The organism is Granulosicoccus sp. 3-233 (assembly GCF_052681095.1).
The window spans coordinates 162172-181364 of the sequence record NZ_JBQYLE010000005.1 but is presented as its reverse complement, the minus strand read 5'-3'; the positions used below and the strand labels follow the sequence as shown (position 1 = coordinate 181364).

Here is a 19193-nt window from a genome sequence, read left to right as displayed (position 1 = left end):
GGTCGGTGGCAGGGACGCCACTGGCAACACTGATCTGTATCGGTAACGGGTTGATGATGACAGTCGAGGGCAAGAGGCCTGGTTGGTCCGATTACCCTCGACAGTCGTCAAGCCGCCTTGTCCCGAGGGATCTCTTCCGAGGACAGATCCGATGCCTGCCCTGATCCGCTGTCGTGTAGGGCAACCGGGCTGAATCGGTGAATGTAGGGCAGGCGTCGCTCCAGTTCATGCGCCGGCAGCGGCCTGCACAGAAAGTAGCCCTGTACCTGATCGCAATGGATGGAGCAGAGAAAGTCCAGCGCTGCTGCATCCTCGACTCCCTCTGCCACCATGGTCAGACCCAGGTTGCGAGCCAGTTCCAGCGTTGCGCGTACGATGACAGCATCCTTCTCACTGCTGCCCACGTGAGTGATGAAAGCCCGGTCCAGCTTGAGCTCGCTGACAGGCAGCTTGTTCAGGTAGGACAGGGAGCTGTATCCGGCGCCATAGTCATCCACCGAAAACGTGACGCCGAGACTCCGAACCTGTGAAAGAACTTCGCAGGCACGTTCGATATCGGTCATGACCGTACCTTCCGTGACTTCCAGTATGAGTGCAGAGGCCGGTAGGCCGGTAGTGCTCAGACAGTTGCTGATCAGTGTCGGCAAGGTTCCGTCGTGCAGGTTCATGGCCGACAGGTTCACCGACACGGTCAGATCGAAACCCATCTGGCGCCATCGCTGGCACTGACTTGCGGCGTTGTTCAGTATGAGCGAGGTCAGATCATTGATCAGACCGACATGTTCTGCCAGTGATATGAAGACATCCGGTGGTACGAATCCGGCGCTGGGACTATGCCATCGAGCCAGAGCTTCAACCCCTGTCATCCGACCAGTGTTCAGGCAATACTTGGGCTGGTAATGTACGTCAAGGGTGTCGTTTTCAATGGCTTCTCGCAGTTCGTCCTTCATCACGAGGTTGGAGACGGCATTGGTATCACTGGCCGGGTCATACCAGGCGAATGTCAGAGGACCGTTCTTTGCCGTGTACATGGCCACATCGGCACAACGCAACAGTTCGGACGTGCTGTGAGCATTCTCCGGAAACAGAGCCGCGCCGATGCTGACCCCCAGCGAGAGTTTGTATCCCTCAACCTCGTAGGGTTGGATGATCGAATCCGCTATCTGGCCGGCAATCGCGTTGACCTGCTCTACGGACTTGCCCGGCAGGACGACAGCAAACTCATCGCCTCCGAGTCGCGCGACAAATCCGTCAGCGGCCACCGCCTGCGCGATGCGATTGGCCCCCATGGTCAGAACCTTGTCCCCGGTTTCGTGCCCCAGCGTGTCGTTTATCTGCTTGAAATTGTCCAGATCCAGAAAAACCAGTGTTGCTGACTCACCCCGGGCCTGTTCCTCGTTCTCCATGACGAGCTCGTTCAGAGTCGATTCCAGGGCAAATCGATTCGGCAGGCCGGTCAGAGAGTCATGGTTGGCGTGAAACGCCAGTTTCTCTGTTGCTGCATGCGTTCTTGCGACATCGTAAAAGACGATGAAGCAGACACCACAGACGCCGATGATGGTGATTCCCAGCACGATGAGCAATCCATCGCGCGTCTGCTCCCTGGCCAGTGCGGCCACGCGATCGAGCGGGATCGTGATTTCGATAGCGCCCAGCAACTCATGCAATTGCCACTGATTGCCCGGTTTCACCCCACTGGCAATACGTTTCGCTATGACGTCTGCTCGTTTTTCCAGCGCATTGTGGCAGTTGACACAGGATGGGCTGGCAGCGGGATCGGCGGTGAGGTAGCGCAGAACCTTTCCCTGTTCGTCCTCGCTGATTCGCCAGACGGGTGTCCACTCGAGTGGAGTCTCCGGGGCGCGGCGGTTCTGGGATTCGAGTTGTTCCCATGCCCATTCCTGAAATTTGTTCCGAATGCCATGTTCCGGAGCCAGATTCCATTTGCTGATGGGACGAAAACTGAACAGACCGTTGTTGTCCTGTTGGCTTCTGAAGGACAGATCCTTGAGAAACTGCGCCGGCAGAGGGATATGGCCCGGTTGATCCGCGGAGAACTCAGAGGCACCCAGGCCGTCTGCCTTCAGCTTGGAGACGGCCAGGCTGGAATAGGCCGAGCGTGCAGATGCGGCCTGGTTGACGACGATATCCGCCAGCTTCAGGGCTTCGAACTGAATGACCTGTTCCTGGCTTCTCGATACGATGATCCAGGTGACAAGCGACACGACCACGACAAAAGAACAGCACATGGCTGTAATCTGTATTCGCAGGGGAATACCTGACAGTTTCCCTGTCAACCTACGGACCAGGGGTAGATTGATTGCTGTCATCGCAAAGTCGGTTGTAACAGGAGGCTATCTGACGTCGTGCATCATTGAATTTATCGGCACGACAGGGTAGACCTTGAGTCAGGCCCTCTGTCCGTTCGGGGCAGGTGCGCTTGTCATGCAGTCACGAATCATGCGTTCGCCAGGCTCTGCCTGTCTGAGGCTGGTTCGTGTGTTCATCCGTTCACATCGGGCTACGGTCCGGAGCCAGGCCGTTTCATGAAATTGCTGATTGTCCGTGTACTCATGCTGCTGCTGTCGCTGGCGGCGCCAATCGCCTCTGGCGATGTCATCGATGATCTGCTGGGTCAGGAGAGTGCTGCCGAGGCAGACGTCGAGCCGGGCAGTATCGAAGTTGAAAACGACGTGCGTTCCGATGATGCGATTCGCCAGCGGCTGCAGGGCATCTACGCTGAGCTGGAGGCGCTCGAAGGTGTGACTGTGTCGGTCAGTAATGGTGTGGTGACGCTGGGTGGCGTGGTGGTCTCCGCACAATCGGGGGAGCGGGCTTCGCGGCTGGCAGCGCAGGTGGTAGGCGTCATCGAGGTGGTGGACGAGATGACGGTCGATACGGATGTCACGCGGCGCGTGGAATCCACGGTGGAGCGATTGCAGGCAATTCTGTACAACTTCATTGGTTCGTTGCCGATACTGCTGCTGGCGCTGAGCGTCATCGCCCTGTTCTGGTGGGCGGGTCGAAGAGCAGGAGGTCACCGGCGGCTGTTTCTGCTGATAGCGCCCAATGGATTCATTGCCGAATTGCTGGCCACCCTCACTCGCATCCTGCTGACCGTGGCTGGATTGGTTCTGGCGCTGACCTTGCTCGATGCGACTTCCATTCTGGGCTCTGTGCTCGGTGCGGCAGGAATCGTCGGTCTGGCAATCGGATTTGCGGTTCGCGATACGGTCGAGAATTTCATTGCCAGTATTCTGCTCAGCCTGCGTACGCCGTTCCTTGCACGGGACCATGTGCGTATCGGTGAACACGAGGGAGCGGTCGCAAGGCTCACCTCCAGAGCAACCATCCTGATTTCACGCGATGGCAATCATGTGCGTGTGCCCAATGCGATCGTCTACAAGTCTGTCATCGTCAATTACACGAGGCAGCCGGAGAGACGCTTCGAGTTCACGGTGGGGGTGGATACGGATCTGGATCTGAACAGGGCGCAGCAGACCGCCATCAATGCGATACAGCGGGTCGATGGTGTGCTGAGCAGCCCCGCACCGGCCGCCTTGATCAAGGAACTGGGCGATTCCAGTGTTTCCCTGTTGGTGGCGGCATGGATCGATCAGACACGCAGTGATCTGATGAAAGTACGCAGTGAGGCGATCAGAGAGGTCAAGCAGGCGTTCGATAGTGCCGGTATCGTCATGCCGGAACCGATCTATCGTGTGCATCTGCGAGAAGGTTGGGGGAAGCCGATCCTGTCACAGGATGCGCCTCCGGAAGTCTTGCCTGAATCGCAGTCTGTGGCTCGGGAAGCGGGTGTCATCGGTCGCGATGTGGTCAGTGATACCACCGTGGATCAGGCAATTCAGCAGACCATTGATCGTGAACTGGCGGAGTCGGATTCCGAGAATCTGCTCGCCGGTAAATCCCGGCAGGAGTGAGGCAGGGCAAAGGGTGAAACGCCTCGACCTGAAGACATAATGCAGTATGATCGGAAGGTACGAACTCGAGACAGCAATCGTTCCTTCAATGGTCAAGAAATCACAACTGCTGCAATTCATTCTGGCGCTGCTGCTTGGCCCGCTCGGGCTGTTCTATTCAAGCGTGGCGGCTGCACTGTTCTGGTTGCTGGCGGTAATCGGTGTCGGCAGCGTCACCTTTGTACTCGGCGCGCTGCTGTTGTGGCCTTTCATCATTCTGACCGGTGTCTATACCGTCAACCGCCATAATCGAGCCGTGCGTCTCGAGCAGCGCAGACACGAAGAACTGCTGGAAGTGAGTTCCCGTTCGGCATCGCGCTGAACGCCTGCCTCCGGCGGCGAATGGTCTGTACGGCCTCTCTACTCGGCCTTCTTGACGCGAATCACCAGATCCGCAACGCTTGTGCCATTGAGCTGCTTCATCGCGGCCTTGGCTTCACCCGGCACAGGCATCTCGACGAAACCGAATCCCTTGGATACGCCTGTCTTCGGGTCCATGACGATGGTGCAGGACTGGATCCTGCCATAGGCTTCGAACATCGTTCTCAGGGTTTCTTCATCCAGGGTTCGGTCGAGGTTGCGGACAAGCAGTTTCATGGTGGTGGGCAGCTGGATAGGTGGTCGCTGAGTGTATCCGATCCCGCGACGGCACATCAGTGCTGCAGAGCGATGCCGCCTGTTGCTGGCTGCACGCCAGCTTCATTTCCTGCAGCAACCCGCTATCGCTGAACCGCTAATTGCTGACAGGAGCGCGACGCTTGAGTCGATCGCGCTGCAGTGTGTAGATGCCGGCGGCCACGATGATGGCCGTTCCGGTCCAGGTCCATCGATCGGGCAGTTGCTCGAACACCAGATAGCCGTACAGGGTGCCCCAGATGATCAAGGTGTAGTGTACCGGGGCCACGACAGCGGTTTCTGCCGTCTCGAGTGCCTTGATCACGAGGATTTCTCCAACGCCGCCGCAGAGCGCGACGCCCAGCAGTGCCAGCCACTGAAAGCGGGTTTCCGGCCACAGCCAGAAAAAGGGCAATGCCAGAGAGGCGATGAGACTGGCCGTGAGCGCAGTGTGGGCGATGGTCGTCGTACTCTTGTCCGTGTCTGCCAGCAGGCGTCCGAGCACTTGCCTGATGGCGTAGCAAGCCGCGGCCAGCACGACCAGCATGACGGCAGGGTGTACGCTGTTCATGCCGGGGCGCACGATGATCAATGCACCGAGAAATCCGACGACTACGGCCAGCCAGCGTCGCAGACCCACCTTTTCGCCCAGCAAGGTGGCGCCCAGGATCGTGAGAAAGAAGGGGGCCACGAAACTTGCGGCCACGGCATCAGCCAGTGGTACATGGCGGACGGCAAAGATGAACAGCAGGCTGGAAACGACCACGAGGGTGCCGCGGGTGATCTGCAGCAACCGTCGGCGGGTGTGGAGAATGGCGCTGCCATGAATGCTCAGCATTGTCAGCACGCCCAGCAGCAGTGCCAGCTGTCTGAACCAGAATATCTGTATTGGGTGGAAGTAGTCGGTGAGCAGCTTCGACAGGACGTCTGCTCCGGCAAAGAAGAACATGCCGCCGAGCATGAAGAGCATGCCCTTGTGGCTGTTGGCCTGTCGGGTGGGGATAGAACTGGGAGTGGCAACATCGACGCGCATGGGCTGGATGAGACTCGGGCGAAGAATGAGGGAAAGATCTGTCAGTGTTACATTCCCCTGCAACGATTGCAATTTATTGCATGGACTGGCCGAGTGGCTGACGCCTGGGGCACAATGGCGTGACAAGCAGCTGAACCCATTGGCTGTGAGCTTCCGCTTCGGATACCGAGCCTGCCGGTTCGCGAGTCGAAGTACCGCTGCCCGGTAACAGGTGAATTCACCATGAAGACATCAGATCTGCTCGTCAAGGCGCTGGAAAACGAGGGTGTTCGATATATCTATGGCATTCCCGGAGAGGAAAATCTGGATTTGCTGGAATCGCTGAGAACCTCCTCCATCGAACTCATACTGACTCGTCACGAGCAGGCGGCAGGGTTCATGGCGGCCACCTATGGACGTCTGACCGGTGAGCCCGGCGTCTGTCTATCCACGCTGGGGCCCGGTGCCACCAATCTGGTTACCGCTGCTGCCTATGCGCAGCTGGGCGGCATGCCGATGATCATGATCGGTGGGCAGAAGCCGATTCGCACAAGCAAGCAGGGGCGCTTCCAGATCGTCGATGTGGTGAATCTGATGAAGCCTGTCACCAAGTATTCCCGGCAAGTGGTGGATGGTTATCACATGCCATCGATGATCCGTGAGGCATTTCGTGTGAGCATGGACGAGCGGCCGGGTGCGGCCTATATCGAGCTGCCAGAGGATATCGCCGAGGAGGAGAGCTCGGCGACGGTGTTCGATGTCGTTGGACATCGGCGTCCGGATGCCAGCGAGCAGTCCATCGATCTTGCCGTGGAGATGATTCGCAAGGCGCAAGCGCCTCTGGTGCTGATTGGTGCAGGTGCCAATCGCAAGCGAACGGCGGAGTCCCTGCGGGCCTTGATGGATTGCACGGGCTTGTATTTTTTCGATACTCAGATGGGCAAGGGAGTGGTGGACGAAAGGCATCCTCAATACATTGGCACCGCTGCCTTGTCGGACAATGACTATCTGCACAGTGCCATCGAACGAGCCGACCTGATCATCAATGTCGGTCATGATGATATCGAAAAACCACCGTTCTACATGCACAAGGGTGGACGGCAGGTGATACACATCAACTTCGATGCCGCCAATATCGATGAGGTGTATTTTCCGCAGCTCAATGTGGTCGGAGACATATCCAATTCGGTGAATCGTCTGGCCGACAAACTGGGCAGATTGCCACAGGAGTTCGATTTTTTCGCCAGAGTTCGTGATGAGGTGGATTCACATCTGACGCGCTACTTCAACGACACCCGGTTCCCGATACTGCCTCAGGCACTGGTCAGTCTGCTGCGTGATCATCTGGATGCGGAAGACATCGTCACGCTGGACAATGGCATCTACAAGATCTGGTTCGCCCGCAATTACGAGTGCCATGCGCCGAATACTCTGTTGCTGGACAATGCCCTGGCCACCATGGGGGCCGGTCTTGCGTCAGCCATGACGGCAAAACAACTCAACCCGGACCGGAAAGTGGTATCGGTCAATGGCGACGGGGGATTCCTGATGAACTGTCAGGAGCTGGAAACTGCTGTGCGCATGGGACTTGATCTGGTGGTGATCATTCTCACCGACAAGGCCTATGGCATGATCAAATGGAAGCAGGAGGGCATCGGGTTCGAGAACTTCGGGCTGGATTTCAACAACCCCGATTTCGTGCAGTTCGCCAACAGCTTCGGTGCGACCGGTCATCGGGCAGAAAGCCATGCAGACTTCGTCGATATACTCGAAGCAGCACTGGCAGGCAAGGGGGTGCATGTCATCGATCTGCCAGTCGATTATTCGATGAATCACGCGATCCTGAACAAACTTCTGAAAGAGAGTGCTGCTATCGACTAGGTCAGGCTGGCGGCCCCTCGCACCTCGGCCGGCCTGACGCTCTCTGAGTCACTGGCTGGCTGTCGTCCCGGTCATGACAGACCGGGACGATGGCCTTGCATCGGTGAAGATCAGGCGCTGGTGGTTTCGGGTGGCAGTTCGCCGGTCTCATCAGAGTCTGTCCCAGAGCCAAGAACCAGGACGCTATCCTCGGAACGGGACAGGAACAGGGCAATGCTGGCGGCGGCTACCACGATCGACGCGGCAAACAGATGGTTGGTGGATCCTTCGTACGGTGCCAGTATCTGGCGGTAGGATACCAGCAGAGTCACGACGTTCATGAGCATGACCAGGCCATAGGTTACCGTCTTGAACTTGCCGGCGACGAAGAGCAGCAGGATCGCTGTCTGCACGGCACCGATGAGAAAGATCAGTGATTGCCCTGCATCGAATCCGTAGAACGAGCCGAAGATGGACTGATACGCCTCAGGTCTGATGAATTTTTCCAGAGCCCAGACCATCATGAACAGAAACAGACCGATGCGCAGAGTTGCCAGGCCGATGCGGGAGGAGGATGTCATGACTGTATTTTCCTGTAGCGAGTGAGTGATTGACCCGGAGTTAAACAGCGCTCATCCGAATTGGTTCCATCGTTTTTCCCGTAGCCTGCCGCAGACGAGAAGAATGCGTGCTGCAACCGAATCTCGCTGCCTGACAGTAATGAACCATCCGTGTGTCGATGGGTCGAACCTTGGACGGAGCTACGTGTTGCGGCTTATAATCGCCTCTGGTCCGGGTTCTCGCCGATATCACGGAGTCTGCCTGCCCAATCTCCCACCAACCTGCAGAGATCGAGTCGCCATGAACCTGTCAGCCTCCCTGATTTCCATCCCTCTTGGACTGCTTGCCGCCACCGTCTCCGCGGCTACCTCGTTCGGTCCGCTGGTCAGCCCTTCCGAACTGTCGGCCGAGCTGGAGCAAGTCAAGCCGATAATACTGGACATCCGCGGAGACGATTACGCCAAGGGGCATATTCCAGGGGCGATCTCGGCTCCCTACGGGCTGTTTCGTGGACCCAAGGACAACCCGGGGCAGATGCTGGAGGTCAGCGTGCTGGAGGAACGTTTCGAATCGCTCGGCCTGTCGCTCGACAAGCCGGTGGTCATCGTACCGGAAGGCAAGACCGATACGGACTTTGGTGCGGCAGCGCGTGTCTACTGGACACTGAAATCATCGGGGTTTGCCGATCTGTCGATTCTCAACGGCGGGGCCATGGCCTGGGAGTCCGCCGGCCTGGCTACCAGTGCCGATCCGGTGGTGCCACAAGTCACCGAGCTTGATATCCACTTTTCAGATCAGTGGACGGCCGATACCGAAGAGGTCAGCGCCGTGACCCGCGGCGAAGTCGATGCCTTGCTGCTGGATGCCAGGCCTGACGACTTCTATGAGGGGCGCAAGAGCCATGCAGCGGCAGCTCGCCCGGGTACCTTGCCTGGCGCAGAGAATCACGCGTACACCGCGTTCTTCAGCGATGGGGCGTCTGCCATGTCGGAGATTCCGGATTCTGCCGGCTTGCGTGAGCAGCTGGGCATCGAAGACGGGGAAGAGGTTGTATCATTCTGCAATACGGGTCACTGGGCCGCAACCAACTGGTTTGCTCTGTCAGAGGTGGCCGGTATCGACAACGTCAAGTTGTACCCGGGCTCCATGGTTGAATATTCCAATACAGACCACGAGATGGCCAACACGCCCGGTGTCGTCGAGAATTTCCTGAACAAGCTCAAGGGGAACTGATCAACGCCGGAATTCGAGCAGGGAGGATAGGCGTGGGTCATCCGATATTGAAACGCGGCAGTCTGCTGGTCATGGCAGTGCTGCTGGTGCTGGCAGTTGCCATCTTTGCCGGTGTTCGCTACGGCCTGATGCTGATGATCGGCCTCGGCTTCGGTCTGGCGCTGGAGGGCCTGCGGTTCGGTTTTGCCGGACCCTGGCGAGCCATGATCCTGCGTCGTGACCCCTCAGGCCTGCTGGCACAGCTATTGGCCATCGGTGTCGTGGCGACGGTGGCCCTGCCACTGATCGATGCCAGTGGGGGCGAGCTGGTCGGTGCCGAAGCGCCCGTGGGATGGGCCATGGTTGGTGGCGCATTCGTGTTCGGCGTGGCCATGCAGATTGTATTGGGCTGCGGTTCAGGGACTCTGGTCAACGCCGGCTCCGGCAATCCCGTCGGACTGCTGGCATTGCCATTCTTCGCCATCGGTAGTTTTGCCGGTGCCTATCATCTGCTCGACTGGACCGCGCTGGGCGCCTTGCCCATCGTCCGTTTTACCGGTTGGAGCGGAGTGGCGATCACGCTGACGGCGCTGGCCGGACTTGCCTTTTTCTTCCTTCGTCAGGCGGATCCCGAGCACCGCCGCATACCGCGTCGATACCTGGTAGCTGCGCTTGTGATTGCGGCACTGGCCATCGCCAATCTGGCCGTTGCCGGGCAACCCTGGGGTGTCGTGTATGGTCTCGGTCTCTGGGCGGCAAAAGGGGCCACGGCCGCGGGAATGGACCTGTCAGGCTCGAGCTTCTGGGCCGCATCGGATTCGATTGCACGCGTGCAATCGAGTCTGCTGACCGATTACACCTCTCTGACCAACATCGGCATCATGACCGGCGCCTTCCTGGTCGCCAGCTGGCGTAGCGGTGGTCTGTCACAGGGCATGCCGCGATTACCTTTGCGCGCCTGGTTTGCCACCATCGTTGCGGGGTTTCTGCTCGGTTACTCCTCGCGTCTGGCGTTCGGCTGTAATGTCGGTGCGTTCTTCTCCGGCATATCGACGGGCAGCCTGCACGGCTGGGTCTGGTTCATTGCCGCGTTCATCGGTTCGATACAGGGAGTCCGACTGCGGCCGTTGCTCGGACTGGAGGCACGCGCATGACACGACGAACAACGGCTGGCATTGCCATGGTCATGCTGATTCTGCTGGTCGGCGCCGATCTGATCTCGGCACCCCCCAATCCCTACCAGCAGCCAGCCATCGTTGCGCTGGGCTCCGGAGCCGCCAGTGCCGGTGGGTTCTGCGGGGCTCTGCCCGAGTAGTGACAGTGGTCCCCGGCTGTAGTGTCCACAGAGGCGCTGCGCCGGTATGCCCCGGAATCAGCTTCTCCCTCTGCGCAGTTCCCGATTTCTCTGCAGCACATCCAGTCCCTGTTGTTTGAGCCACCAGGGCAAATCGATCAGTATCCAGTTTTCTGCCAGTTTGTCGCCTTCACGTCGGTAGATATCCACGACTTGCATTTGCGTATGTCTGGCTCCACCTGGCAAGCCCAGCCAACCACCCAGCGGGCTGTTGCTGAGATTGGGCCAACCGAAGAAGCAGGCAAAATGGCCCTCGGCAAAGCGACAGACATGGCCTTCGAATTTCTTGTCGCCAAGTTGTTCGCGGAAGGGCAACTGGTGCTGTTCCTGATAGCGTGGGATGGTGTAGCTGGCGCCGATACCTGCCGGGCCATACCAGAGCATGTCCGAATGCCAGGTTCTGGCAAGAATCTCCGGAGGGCAATCCATGGCGCCGCTGTCGTTCAGCTCACTCAGGTCCTTCACCATGGCGTTGATCAGGTCCAGTGTCTGTCTGCTCTCCCGGGGGTTGGCATCCTCATGCAGCAGGCCGTCGTGGTAGCGTGGGCCCGGATAGTTGTAGTAGACTCCGGTGGAGGGTGGCAAGGGATTGACACCGGCTTGCATCATCAGACCAATCAAATCCACGAACAGGCCCGTCTGGCTGATCCTGCCATCCTGCACGCAGCTGAACTCGGCGTAGCGAAGGTTGGCAATGCGGCGCGTAGCCGGTATGTCCAGGAAATCCGCGTCGAAGAGCCCCATGAAGTTGCCAGCACTCATGACCCACACCTCGCCGTCATGCATATTCTCCCCGGCGATGAAGAAGTCCTCGCGTCGTTGCAGCTGATTGAACGATTGCATCAGGGGCTGCCAGAAGGTTTGCGCGGCCGATTCGCTGCTGCTCTGCTCGCGAAACGGATAGACCCCGCGCCAGCGATAAGGATCGCTGGTGTACTCGGCCAGAACCCGAGCCACCGTTGAAGCGGTGGCCGTTTCCATCGCTTGCATGTAACGACGAACACATAGCTTTGCCGGCTGGAATCGGCTCATGACAGTCTCCTGGATTGGATGGGCACTGTGGGTCAGTGGGAAAGGCGATGCAAGGGGATGGCTATTCCATTCGCACCTGGAGTCGAAATATGGATTGTTTTGCATACGAATGCAAAAACTTCTTGCGTTAATCGGTTGTATGGGCGTATGGTTTTGCAAACGTATGCAAAAACCTTGTGTGGCTGAGAGGGAACGGACCTGACCATGGCCGAAATCGAATTACGTAACCTCTGCAAGCGGTGGGGTAGCTTTGTCGGTGTCGACAATTTCAACCTGACCATTGCCGATCGTGAATTCCTCGTACTGCTGGGGCCTTCCGGCTGTGGGAAGACGACCACCATGCGCATGATCGCAGGGCTGGAGGATGTCAGTTCCGGAGAAATTCGCGTTGACGGCAAACTGATCAACGATCTGGAGCCCAAGGACCGGGACGTGGCGATGGTGTTTCAGTCCTACGCGCTGTATCCGAACATGAATGTCTACGAGAACATCCGGTTTCCGCTCAAGGTGCGCAAGATTGACCCCGCCAGTCACGACGAGCGAGTCAGGCGAGCATCCGCGATGGTCGAACTGGATGATTTCCTCCAACGCAAACCTGCAGAGTTGTCCGGTGGTCAGCGTCAACGGGTCGCACTGGCACGCGCCGTGGTACGTGAGCCCAATGCCTTTCTGATGGACGAGCCGCTGTCCAATCTGGATGCGAAGCTGCGCGTTTCCACGCGGGCCCAGATCAAGAATCTCTGTCATGAGCTGGCAGTGACAACCATCTACGTCACTCACGACCAGATCGAGGCCATGACACTGGCCGATCGCGTGGTGGTGATGCAGGCAGGGGTAGTACAACAGGTGGGTACGCCGACGGAGATATACGACAACCCGAGCAATGCCTTTGTTGCCAGTTTCATCGGCTCACCTGCCATGAATCTGATCGATGGTCGGGTGGAAGGAGGCGTTTTCAAGGCCAGCCATATGGCAGTCCCTGTCGATGGCGCGCAGGATGGTCCGATAACGCTCGGTTTTCGCGCCGAAGACGCCAGCCTTGCCGAGGACGGTAGTGGTCAGATCAATGCCCCCGTGTACACGCTGGAGCTGTTGGGCGACGCCACCATGATCTCGGTACGCATCGACGGTGTGCTGGTGTCGGTCAAGGCCGACAAGAACTATCGAGCAGAGATCGGCGATCCGGTGTCGATTGTCATCGAGCCTCGATTCTGTCATCTGTTCGATGCCAGGACCGGCGCCCGTCTATCGAAGCAGTTGTAAGTAGTCCTGAATCAAGGATTGGTGCGGGCGGCAAGCCATCACCATGACCATCAACCTGGAGACAAAACCATGCTCTTGAGAAAACTGATCGTTGCCACCTCCCTGATCCTGTCCGCAAATGCAGCCTATGCGGGCTGCGGTGCGACAGCCGGGCGTGTCAATATCGTCGGCAACGAGTTTCCCGCCATTCACACCGTCGTCAATGCCGCCAAGGCCTGCGCTGACGACAATGTCAGCGTCAGTGCCAATCTCACCGCCGATCATCAGAAAATCAATCTGGCCGGGCTGCAGGGTAATCCGGCCGAGTACACCTCGGCGATCATCGCGAATTCCTCCATTGTGGCGCTCATCAATGAAGACGTGATCCGGCCATTGGATGATCTGGTAGCCAAGTACGGCCAGAACATCCCGAAGAGCAATCTTATCACTGTAGATGGAAAGATCATGGCCGTGGCATTCATGGCCAATGCTCAGCATCTGGTCTACCGCAAGGACGTACTGGCCGAGGTCGGTGTGGAACCACCTGAAACCTATGAAGAGCTGCTGGCCGCGGCGGAATTGATTCGCGAAAAGGGCATCATGCAGAACCCGGTAGGAGGCGCCTTTGCATCGGGCTGGAATCTGGCCACCGAGTTCGTGAATATGTATCTCGGTACCGGCGGTGAATTCTACAAGCCGGGAACCGCGGAAGTCACCATCAACAATCCACAAGGTGTGGCTGCACTGGAGATGATGAAAGCCCTGTCCGAATACATGAATCCCGATTTCCTGACTCATGACTCCAATGCCACGGGTGCCGAGGTCGAGGCCGGGAATGTGGCTCTGATGAATATGTGGGGTTCACGAGTGGGCGTGTTGATGGACGAAGATGGCGCCGAGGAGGTTGTCTACAGCAATGTGGCGGTAGGAGGGCCCATGACGGTAGCCGGCGGTAGTGTGCCAGCCACGACCTTGTGGTGGGACGGCTGGACCGTGGCGAAGAATATCAGCGATGAAGATGCGGAAGCCACATTTCTGGCATTGATGACTGGCACGAGTCCCGACATCCTCAATGATGAAACCATGGCGCAGGCCGTATGGATGATCGACGGTTATGAACCCGCTCCCGTCAATGAAGGCGTCTTCGCCGCCATTCAGGCCCAGGCCAAGCCTTATCCCATGCTGCCCTACATGGGACTGTTGCACACCGCGCTGGGTGACAATCTGTCGGATTATCTGCAAGGCAAGGAAAGCGCCGAGGAAGCATTGGCTGATATAGAGGCCACGTATACCACTGCTGCAAAAGAGAAGGGTTTTCTGAACTAGTCCGCCGTCGTCGGAGCGGTATTTCGTACCGCTCCAGACGATGCCTTCTTGCATCCCCCGGATAGGAACTGATGAAACACAAGACGTTTTTCTGGTTCGTGCTTCCTTCATCACTGGCCATGCTGTTGTTCATCTTCGTACCGATCGTGTCTGTACTGGTGCAGTCGGTATACGTCGATCATGAGCAAGTCATCAAGGAAGTCGAGAACTGTGGCCCTTTCGGGTGCACGACAACGACGGCGGTTGATCAGGAAGCCACCCAGGCATTGCAACAGGCGAGTCCGCTGGGGCGTTTTGCCGGTCTGGATACCTATCTGGATCGCAGCCACCTGGCCCTTGATGAAGTCGGCGCGGCCTGGAACAGCTCGAACGGCATGGCCGAGTTCTACGCCAAGGTGGTCAATCTGCCGTTCTACAAGGCCATGAGCTTTACACTGGCCTATACATTCATCGTCACGCCATTGGTCATCGTCTTCGGTTTCATCATTGCCGTTGCCGTCAACAGCGCAACCCGGAAGATACGGGGACCACTGATCTTCTTTTCTCTGTTGCCGATGATGGTAACGCCTCTGGTGGGTTCTTTGATCATCTTCTGGATGGTGGATGCGCGCGGTGTCATCGGAGCAGCCTTGCAGTATCTGGCTGGCGATCCCGATCTGTCAGTGAAGGCCTCGACGCCACTGACCTGGGTCATGCTGATGGTGTATGGCGTCTGGCATTCGGCTCCGTTTGCTTTCATTGTCTATTACGCCGGCTTGCAGACGGTCAACAGCGATACGCTGGAATCGGCCATGATCGATGGCGCCAGCCGCTGGGAGCAGATCCGCTACGTGATCATTCCGCACCTGCTTCCCTTGACGACGTTCATTGCTCTCATGCAGTTGATGGACAACTTCCGGGTGTTTGAACCGATTGTCAGTTTCTCGGCATCAGCGCACGCCACCTCCTTGTCCTGGGCCATCTACAACGACCTGGGCGGTGAAACGCGCCAGCTGAGCTCGGCAGCCGCAACCTCGGTGCTGACGATTCTCGGTATCGCCATTCTGTTGACGCCGGTGCTGGTACGCACCTGGCGTGACTTTTCACGCAAGTAGGGGGTCTCATGACTGCGCTGACGCAAAGAAGATCCACCGCTCTCAACGTATTGCTGATCGGCATTCTGGTGGCCTGGATGTTGATGGCGGCCTTTCCGTTCCTGTGGACCTTGTGGGGCTCCTTCAAGGTCGAGGGTGACTTCTTCTCCAAGGCCGATTGGATGAACGCGCTGACAGGACCTCTGACACAGACTGAAACGGGTAGCACGTTCACCGGCGCGGGCTATCACGGTGCCTGGGTCAGGGAAGCCTTCGGTCTGGCCGCAATCAATACGGTCATCGTGTGCCTGTTCGTCGTGACCATCTCGCTGACATTCGGCACCCTGGGTGGGTATGCCTTGTCCAGATCCACCTACCGCTATACCTTCTGGTTTCTGATCATTGCGCTGATCTTTCGCGCCATGCCGCCCATCACGCTTGTGTCGGGCTATCTGCCGGTCTTCTTTCAGTGGAACATGTGGGGCAAGCTGTCGACCGCCATCATCGTGCTGGTGGCCATCAATCAGCCTTTCACTCTCTGGATGTTGCACTCGTTCTTCAAGAACATACCCAAGGACCTGGATGAGAGCGCCATGGTTGATGGCTGCAATCGTTTTCAGGCCTTTCGTCACGTGATCGTGCCGGTGATGTGGCCCGGGGTGATCACGACCGGTCTGTTCTCCTTTCTGCTGGCCTACAACGATTTTGCGGTGACCGCCATGATTCTGTCCAAGGAGAATCAGACCATGGTGCCCAAGATTGCCAGCTTTCTGGGGACCACCCAGACCAAGGGCAATGTGATGTTTGCGGTCGCTGCGGTGGTGTCGGTCACCGCGCCGCTGTTCGTCATGATCATGGTTTTTCAACGTCAGATCGTCTCCGGCCTGACCGCCGGTGCCGTCAAGGGGTAGCAATACAGATGAAAGGAACAAGACCGGAACAGGCTGTCTTGAGTCGTGATACCGACATGAGCAAGACCGATCAGACCCGGCAAGTGATCGAGGGCATGGTGGATGGCCTGAATGATCACCGAATCGGCGATATCGGTGAGTTCTTCAGCGAGACCTTCCGCTGGATGGGTAATGCAGGTTGTGGAACCAAGACCGGTTTACGCGAGTTCCAGACGAACTGGCAGCAGCCTTTCCAGGCAGCGTTTTCCGACAAGGTCTGTGTCGATGAGGCACGTTTGTACATGGGGGAGTGGGCCGCTGCCTTTGGTCGCCAGGAGGCGGTACACAGTGGTGATTTCATGGGAGTACCCGCCAGTGGCAAGAAGGTCGAGATTCGTTACATGGACTTCTGGAAGGTCGTCGATGGAAAGATCGTCGACAACTGGGTCATGGTGGATTTCCCGCATGTTCTGGCGCAGCTGGGCAAGGATGTCTTTGATGGCGAAGGCTGGGAGGCGTATGACCGAGGCGAGCGTACCGCGCCGCGAGTCAGCCGCTGATCGGGCTGGTGTTGTAGCAAGTATTTCATTGGTCATGAAGCTCCGCGAGGGGCTTGAATCGGGAAAACAGTATGACGATCGAGTTTTTGAAGCGTGGCAAACCTCAGGATGAGCGCGCCGAGGATGATGCCAGGGTCAGACAAATCGTGGAAACCACGCTGGCAGATATCGAGGCGCGCGGTGACGTTGCAGTGCGCGAACTGGCCGAAAGGTTCGACAAGGATTCGCGCGACAGCTATCGGCTCGGTGATGAGGAAATACAAGAGCTGATCGCTCAGGTGGCACCGGGCGACATTGAAGACATCAAGTATGCACAGGCGCAGGTACGTCGGTTTGCCGAGGCACAGCGAGCCTCCATGAGCGATATCGAAGTGGAGACATTGCCTGGGGTGGTTCTGGGGCACAAGAACATACCGGTACAGTCGGTGGGGTGCTACGTGCCTGCCGGAAAATTTCCGATGGTGGCCTCGGCACATATGTCGGTGCTGACTGCCTCGGTGGCGGGAGTGCCGCGAATCGCTGCGACGACCGCACCGTTTCAGGGGAAACCCAACCCCGCGGTCATTGCCGCCATGCACATGGCTGGTGCCCATGAGATCTATGTGCTGGGTGGCATGCAGGGAGTGGGCGCTCTGGCGCTGGGTACGGAAACCATAGAGCCGGTGCACATGCTGGTGGGGCCGGGCAATGCATTCGTCGCCGAAGCCAAGAGGCAATTGTTCGGACGCGTAGGGATCGATCTGTTTGCCGGTCCCACGGAAACCATGGTCATCGCCGACGAAACCGTGGATGCCGAACTCTGCGCAACCGATCTGCTGGGGCAGGCCGAGCATGGCTATAATTCGCCGGCAGTGCTGTTGACCAACTCCCGGAAGCTGGCCGAAGAGACACTTGTCGAGATCGACAGACTCCTGCAGATACTGCCCACCGCAGAGACCGCCTCCGTCAGCTGGCGTGACTATGGCGAAGTGATCCTGTGCGACAGCTACGAGGAAATGCTGCAGGTGGCGGATGATGTCGCCAGCGAACATGTGCAGGTGATGACCGAGCGTGACGACTGGTTCCTCGAGAACATGACCTGTTATGGCGCTCTGTTCCTGGGGCCGCGTACCAATGTCGCCAACGGTGACAAGGTCATCGGTACCAATCACACCCTGCCGACCAAAAAAGCCGGGCGCTATACCGGTGGCTTGTGGGTAGGCAAGTTTCTGAAGACTCACAGCTATCAACGCGTGACGAGCGATGCTGCTGCTGCCGAGATGGGAGCCTATTGTTCGCGTCTTTGCATGCTGGAAGGCTTTGTCGGGCATGCCGAGCAGGCCAATGTACGTGTTCGACGCTATGGCGGGATCAATGTGCCGTACGGTGGTTCGGCACCAGGCAATGACGTGCGGGAGTGACTCGCATTGAATCGTAATCAGGCAAACAAGGCACAGGTCCTGGACTATTGGGCTGCGACCGATTCTGCCTCCGTCGAGGATTTGGCTGCCGTTACCGCAAGGTATCTGCCGGAGAACTTTCGCTGGAAAGGTCCGGCACCGCTGGGAGAGATCAAGGGCCCCACCGCACTGGCCGAACAGGTACTGATACCCCTGAAGCAGGCCATACCGGATCTGACGCGCCAGACGCACCTGTTCATGGGCGGGCAGTCGGTCGATCATGTGGGTGAAGATGCCAGGGATGCTTACTGGGTTGCCGGTAGTGGTTACCTGAACGGGACGGCCACCGGCGAATTTCTGGGGATCCCTGCCACCGAGCGTCCCTTGCGCATTCGCTGGATCGAGTTCATACGTTTCAGTGGTGATGAGATGGTGGAGTCGCAGCTCATCTACGATTTCGTGGACTGGTTCGAACAGGTGGGTATGCCAGTGCTACCACCGTCGCGTGGTATTGCACACGTTTATCCAGCCGCGACCGGCTTCGACAGCGTGCTCAGGGATGCGCAGCCTGCGCAGGATACCGAGCTGACCTTGCAGTTGGGTCACAAGTTGCTCTACGGCGGTTTGAACGGCTTCGATCAGGACAATCTGTCCAGTATGGGAATGGCAGATTACTTTCACCCCAATCTCAAATGGTATGGACCCGGTGGTATCGGCGCCTGTCTGTCGTTCAGTGAATTCGAGCAATGGCATCAGCAACCCTGGCTTGTTGCATTCCCGGATCGGAAAGTCGTCGGCCTGGAGTCCCTGTTTGCGGAAGGTCGCTTGCTGGCCTGTTCCGGCGTGGCCGGAGTGCGAGCAACCCACACAGGTCCCTATCTTGGTCAGCCGGCCACGGGTGCGTCGCTGGAGATTTCGGGCATCGATTTCTGGTTGCGTTCCGGCGAGCAATTCACGGAGAACTGGGTGTTTGTCGACATGATCGACCTGTTTGCGCAGATGGGTATCGACCTGTTCGCGCGCATGGCATCGTTGAGGGACAGGAACGGAAGTCGCGGCTGAATGAAGGACAATAGAGACTCGACAATACAGAACCCGAT

18 protein-coding genes are annotated in these 19193 nt (G+C 58.0%); 13 read left to right on the top strand and 5 right to left on the bottom strand.

The genetic code is table 11. The features are described from left to right. Positions 1–107: 107 nt before the first annotated feature. On the bottom strand, positions 108–2249 hold the full coding sequence (locus ACUNV4_RS14935) for an EAL domain-containing protein (RefSeq protein WP_430879377.1): 2142 nt from the start codon (positions 2247–2249) through the stop codon (positions 108–110). A gap of 297 nt (positions 2250–2546) precedes the next feature. Between ACUNV4_RS14935 and ACUNV4_RS14930 the strand changes: the two genes are divergently transcribed. Both ACUNV4_RS14930 and ACUNV4_RS14925 read left to right on the top strand, forming a co-directional pair. Beyond that, the gene (locus ACUNV4_RS14930) at positions 2547–3938 is read left to right on the top strand and encodes a mechanosensitive ion channel family protein (RefSeq protein WP_430879376.1); all 1392 of its coding nucleotides are present in this window, start codon (positions 2547–2549) and stop codon (positions 3936–3938) included. Between the two features lie 88 nt (positions 3939–4026). Then, positions 4027–4299, top strand: a complete 273-nt coding sequence (locus ACUNV4_RS14925; protein WP_430879375.1) for a hypothetical protein — start codon at positions 4027–4029, stop codon at positions 4297–4299. Positions 4300–4337: 38 nt separating this feature from the next. Here ACUNV4_RS14925 and ACUNV4_RS14920 read toward each other — a convergent pair whose 3' ends face one another. Further along, entirely contained in the window at positions 4338–4574 is a 237-nt protein-coding gene (locus ACUNV4_RS14920) for an RNA recognition motif domain-containing protein (RefSeq protein WP_430879374.1), read from the bottom strand. A gap of 136 nt (positions 4575–4710) precedes the next feature. Next, positions 4711–5625: a DMT family transporter gene (locus tag ACUNV4_RS14915; RefSeq protein WP_430879373.1), complete on the bottom strand. Its 915-nt coding sequence runs from the start codon at positions 5623–5625 to the stop codon at positions 4711–4713. Between the two features lie 222 nt (positions 5626–5847). On the opposite strand from ACUNV4_RS14915, the gene ACUNV4_RS14910 reads away from it, so the two are divergent. Further along, positions 5848–7485: an acetolactate synthase large subunit gene (locus tag ACUNV4_RS14910; RefSeq protein WP_430879372.1), complete on the top strand. Its 1638-nt coding sequence runs from the start codon at positions 5848–5850 to the stop codon at positions 7483–7485. 110 nt (positions 7486–7595) lie between these two features. On the opposite strand, the gene ACUNV4_RS14905 is transcribed toward ACUNV4_RS14910, so the two are convergent. Further along, positions 7596–8045 (bottom strand): hypothetical protein, encoded by a 450-nt coding sequence (locus tag ACUNV4_RS14905; RefSeq protein ID WP_430879371.1) that lies wholly within the window; start codon positions 8043–8045, stop codon positions 7596–7598. Between the two features lie 280 nt (positions 8046–8325). Here ACUNV4_RS14905 and ACUNV4_RS14900 point away from each other — a divergent pair, with 280 nt between their 5' ends. The 3 genes from ACUNV4_RS14900 to ACUNV4_RS14890 are packed head-to-tail and all read left to right on the top strand — an operon-like array spanning position 8326 to position 10552. After that, positions 8326–9258, top strand: a complete 933-nt coding sequence (locus ACUNV4_RS14900; protein WP_430879370.1) for a sulfurtransferase — start codon at positions 8326–8328, stop codon at positions 9256–9258. Positions 9259–9290: 32 nt separating this feature from the next. Next, positions 9291–10391 carry a YeeE/YedE family protein gene (locus ACUNV4_RS14895; RefSeq protein WP_430879369.1) on the top strand — a complete coding sequence of 367 codons (1101 nt, stop codon included), beginning with the start codon at positions 9291–9293 and terminating at the stop codon, positions 10389–10391. Continuing rightward, positions 10388–10552 carry a hypothetical protein gene (locus ACUNV4_RS14890; RefSeq protein WP_430879368.1) on the top strand — a complete coding sequence of 55 codons (165 nt, stop codon included), beginning with the start codon at positions 10388–10390 and terminating at the stop codon, positions 10550–10552. Before ACUNV4_RS14895 ends, ACUNV4_RS14890 begins: the two co-directional genes overlap by 4 nt. A 57-nt stretch (positions 10553–10609) precedes the next feature. Here the strand turns inward: ACUNV4_RS14890 and ACUNV4_RS14885 are convergent, their stop codons facing one another. Continuing rightward, on the bottom strand, positions 10610–11623 hold the full coding sequence (locus ACUNV4_RS14885) for a hypothetical protein (protein ID WP_430879367.1): 1014 nt from the start codon (positions 11621–11623) through the stop codon (positions 10610–10612). Between the two features lie 204 nt (positions 11624–11827). Between ACUNV4_RS14885 and ACUNV4_RS14880 the strand changes: the two genes are divergently transcribed. From ACUNV4_RS14880 to ACUNV4_RS14850, 7 genes are all read left to right on the top strand, one after another. After that, positions 11828–12886 (top strand): ABC transporter ATP-binding protein, encoded by a 1059-nt coding sequence (locus tag ACUNV4_RS14880; RefSeq protein WP_430879366.1) that lies wholly within the window; start codon positions 11828–11830, stop codon positions 12884–12886. A gap of 69 nt (positions 12887–12955) precedes the next feature. Next, complete coding sequence (locus ACUNV4_RS14875) at positions 12956–14191, top strand: ABC transporter substrate-binding protein (protein WP_430879365.1); 1236 nt, start codon at positions 12956–12958, stop codon at positions 14189–14191. Positions 14192–14262: 71 nt separating this feature from the next. After that, a complete protein-coding gene (locus ACUNV4_RS14870; RefSeq protein ID WP_430879364.1) occupies positions 14263–15285 on the top strand; it encodes a carbohydrate ABC transporter permease in 1023 nt (340 codons plus the stop codon). Positions 15286–15293: 8 nt separating this feature from the next. Further along, positions 15294–16175: a carbohydrate ABC transporter permease gene (locus ACUNV4_RS14865; protein ID WP_430879363.1), complete on the top strand. Its 882-nt coding sequence runs from the start codon at positions 15294–15296 to the stop codon at positions 16173–16175. 8 nt (positions 16176–16183) lie between these two features. Next, positions 16184–16714 carry an ester cyclase gene (locus tag ACUNV4_RS14860; RefSeq protein WP_430879362.1) on the top strand — a complete coding sequence of 177 codons (531 nt, stop codon included), beginning with the start codon at positions 16184–16186 and terminating at the stop codon, positions 16712–16714. A 71-nt stretch (positions 16715–16785) separates the two neighbouring features. Continuing rightward, positions 16786–18114 (top strand): histidinol dehydrogenase, encoded by a 1329-nt coding sequence (hisD, locus tag ACUNV4_RS14855; protein ID WP_430879361.1) that lies wholly within the window; start codon positions 16786–16788, stop codon positions 18112–18114. 6 nt (positions 18115–18120) lie between these two features. After that, positions 18121–19155 carry an ester cyclase gene (locus ACUNV4_RS14850; protein ID WP_430879359.1) on the top strand — a complete coding sequence of 345 codons (1035 nt, stop codon included), beginning with the start codon at positions 18121–18123 and terminating at the stop codon, positions 19153–19155. The last annotated feature ends 38 nt before the right edge of the window (positions 19156–19193 follow it).

Bases quoted from the DNA above. Each gene is read 5' to 3' on its own strand.
- ACUNV4_RS14900 (WP_430879370.1), top strand. From the start codon at position 8,326: ATGAACCTGTCAGCCTCCCTGATTTCCATCCCTCTTGGACTGCTTGCC.
- ACUNV4_RS14865 (WP_430879363.1), top strand. From the start codon at position 15,294: ATGACTGCGCTGACGCAAAGAAGATCCACCGCTCTCAACGTATTGCTG.
- ACUNV4_RS14910 (WP_430879372.1), top strand. From the start codon at position 5,848: ATGAAGACATCAGATCTGCTCGTCAAGGCGCTGGAAAACGAGGGTGTT.
- ACUNV4_RS14885 (WP_430879367.1), bottom strand. From the start codon at position 11,623: ATGAGCCGATTCCAGCCGGCAAAGCTATGTGTTCGTCGTTACATGCAA.
- ACUNV4_RS14875 (WP_430879365.1), top strand. From the start codon at position 12,956: ATGCTCTTGAGAAAACTGATCGTTGCCACCTCCCTGATCCTGTCCGCA.
- ACUNV4_RS14880 (WP_430879366.1), top strand. From the start codon at position 11,828: ATGGCCGAAATCGAATTACGTAACCTCTGCAAGCGGTGGGGTAGCTTT.
- ACUNV4_RS14890 (WP_430879368.1), top strand. From the start codon at position 10,388: ATGACACGACGAACAACGGCTGGCATTGCCATGGTCATGCTGATTCTG.
- ACUNV4_RS14930 (WP_430879376.1), top strand. From the start codon at position 2,547: ATGAAATTGCTGATTGTCCGTGTACTCATGCTGCTGCTGTCGCTGGCG.
- ACUNV4_RS14860 (WP_430879362.1), top strand. From the start codon at position 16,184: ATGAAAGGAACAAGACCGGAACAGGCTGTCTTGAGTCGTGATACCGAC.
- ACUNV4_RS14935 (WP_430879377.1), bottom strand. From the start codon at position 2,249: ATGTGCTGTTCTTTTGTCGTGGTCGTGTCGCTTGTCACCTGGATCATC.
- ACUNV4_RS14915 (WP_430879373.1), bottom strand. From the start codon at position 5,625: ATGCGCGTCGATGTTGCCACTCCCAGTTCTATCCCCACCCGACAGGCC.
- ACUNV4_RS14925 (WP_430879375.1), top strand. From the start codon at position 4,027: ATGGTCAAGAAATCACAACTGCTGCAATTCATTCTGGCGCTGCTGCTT.
- hisD (WP_430879361.1), top strand. From the start codon at position 16,786: ATGACGATCGAGTTTTTGAAGCGTGGCAAACCTCAGGATGAGCGCGCC.
- ACUNV4_RS14905 (WP_430879371.1), bottom strand. From the start codon at position 8,045: ATGACATCCTCCTCCCGCATCGGCCTGGCAACTCTGCGCATCGGTCTG.
- ACUNV4_RS14920 (WP_430879374.1), bottom strand. From the start codon at position 4,574: ATGAAACTGCTTGTCCGCAACCTCGACCGAACCCTGGATGAAGAAACC.
- ACUNV4_RS14870 (WP_430879364.1), top strand. From the start codon at position 14,263: ATGAAACACAAGACGTTTTTCTGGTTCGTGCTTCCTTCATCACTGGCC.